This is a genomic window from Paenisporosarcina sp. P4_D4, assembly GCF_056401835.1.
Genome location: NZ_JBFUIO010000245.1, coordinates 1 through 1919, shown reverse-complemented (window position 1 = coordinate 1919; position 1919 = coordinate 1). Strand labels below are relative to the sequence as shown.

At 33.4% G+C, this 1919-nt stretch carries 3 protein-coding genes; all 3 read right to left on the bottom strand.

The window, feature by feature from the left end:
• Window positions 1–312: dihydrofolate reductase (locus tag AC1DSL_RS17665; RefSeq protein ID WP_477533232.1), on the bottom strand; the 312-nt coding region annotated here is incomplete at its 3' end.
• Window positions 313–366: 54 nt separating this feature from the next.
• Entirely contained in the window at window positions 367–1788 is a 1422-nt protein-coding gene (locus AC1DSL_RS17660) for a zinc-ribbon domain-containing protein (protein ID WP_477533231.1), read from the bottom strand.
• A gap of 68 nt (window positions 1789–1856) precedes the next feature.
• The coding region (locus AC1DSL_RS17655; protein WP_477533233.1) for an IDEAL domain-containing protein at window positions 1857–1919 on the bottom strand (63 nt) is incomplete at its 5' end.

The following is a 1919-nucleotide window of genomic DNA, read 5'->3' as shown; positions in this document are numbered from 1 at the left end:
CACCATGATATCCTTGTGTTGTTTTCCGCTATTGTAATGATTAAGAATATGCTCAACAGAATCCGATTTATAAACACCGATAGGAGAATCATATTTACGATTACGAGTCAAGACCACGTTCGTTCGATCGGATAGTGGTTTTCCATTATTGTAATTCAGAATACTTTCAAATGTGTTTCGCCCGAAGATGCAGAATTGGTTTTCAGTTAGTTGCTTAAATCGTATTAAATCTTGTGGAATAGCGAATAAAAGTTGGTTTTTATTGCCTATCGCCCAATTTGAATCTACGGCACAAATTAGCTTAATACTCATGGTTTAAACCCCTTTTTGATTATAATTTATTAATTAAATAGCAATTGAAACAGACTAATCCTGTTCTGCTATGAGTTTGTCATAGTCCTCTTTGTACATCCATTTGAAGCCACCTGCTGATTTTTGATTTCCTTTGCAGACTGCTGATATACAGGGTTTTCCGATGTTCAAAACTAAATTCGCTTCTTTTGCACTAGCCCACACTTTTATTAATTTTCCACTCATGCTTAACTGAGCTAGAGGTTTATTATTTCTTTTCCCATTTTCCGTCACAGTTTTTATTAATTCTAGTTTTGGATCATAGTTACAAATCCCAGCATGTGTCGATTTTTTTAAATATTTGATTATGGTTGTTCGTGACAATTGAAGTTTTTCTATAATATCAGAAACGCTGTTCCCACAATTCCATAAATTCAATGTCTCAATAGTTAATGACCTTGATGACAATTTGTGAACTTTACCCCAATTAATATTTGTCATGTTAATAATGCGATGTAGTTGGCTTGATATTACTTCATTTTTAATGTTGTTTTCATCCATAGCATTGATTTCAAAATAAATATATCCGCTTTTAATTGCTTGTTCTCTTTTTAGTATGTCATTCGCTTTCTCTTCTTGAAGACTTCTTCCTCCCATTGTTTCAAATCCTTTTTTATAATGCTGTTCACCATGCACTTCGATAAGTGCGTTTAATTCAKGTAAATAAAAATCGTATCTTTTGCCATTAGACCATTCAAATGATTTTTCCCATTTAAATTCCGTATTGGTTTCTCTTAAAATATTGTATATAAATTTTTCTCCATAGGATTTTCCATCAGAACATTGAAAGCATCGGATACCGTGCTTTTTAATTACATGTATTTTTTTATTCTTTATACTTATATTGCATCCAGAGCAACGCCAATCGACTCGTACTTTAGAACCTTGAGTATACTTATATCCGTCTTCAATATTTAACAACATAGATGCCAAGATTGGGTTAGTCGTCCACATGTCATTAAACCCTATTAATATCCTATTATTGGAACAATAGGGGCAATTAGTATGAAGTCTCGTCCTATTTGCAATTTTATCTTTGTATGAGTGTTCTTTATGTTTAGGACACTTCCACCAGACTTCTTTATTTGTCCCACATGGAACATCTTTTGGTGTTAAGTACCCATTTTTAGTTGGATGCCATTGTATTGATATTTCAGGTCTTAAAGCTGCTAATGAATTAGTGTTATTAACTCTTAGTCCTTTACAATATGGGCAATTGCTCCCCCTTGTTCTACTACTTACTTCCATATCATAAGGACTTTCACACTTTGGACACAGCCACCATACAATTTTATGCGTTCCCTTAGTCGCCTTATAAACATCAAGCCCCAATTCATCATTCTTACTAAAATCCCATTCATAAAAAAGCCCAGGTCTTGCCTTTAGCATTGCATTGTCTTTTAGCTCAATCTTTTCATCAAACACTCTTTTGCACATTCTTCAATTTCCTCCCCGTCAGGAGGTGTAGCTACACATTAATACTGATCAGTTCTCCGATTATTTTTTCAATTATTTATTTTCTTAGTAGTCAATTTCATAAACAGTTCTTTGTTTCCACTATCTAAAGC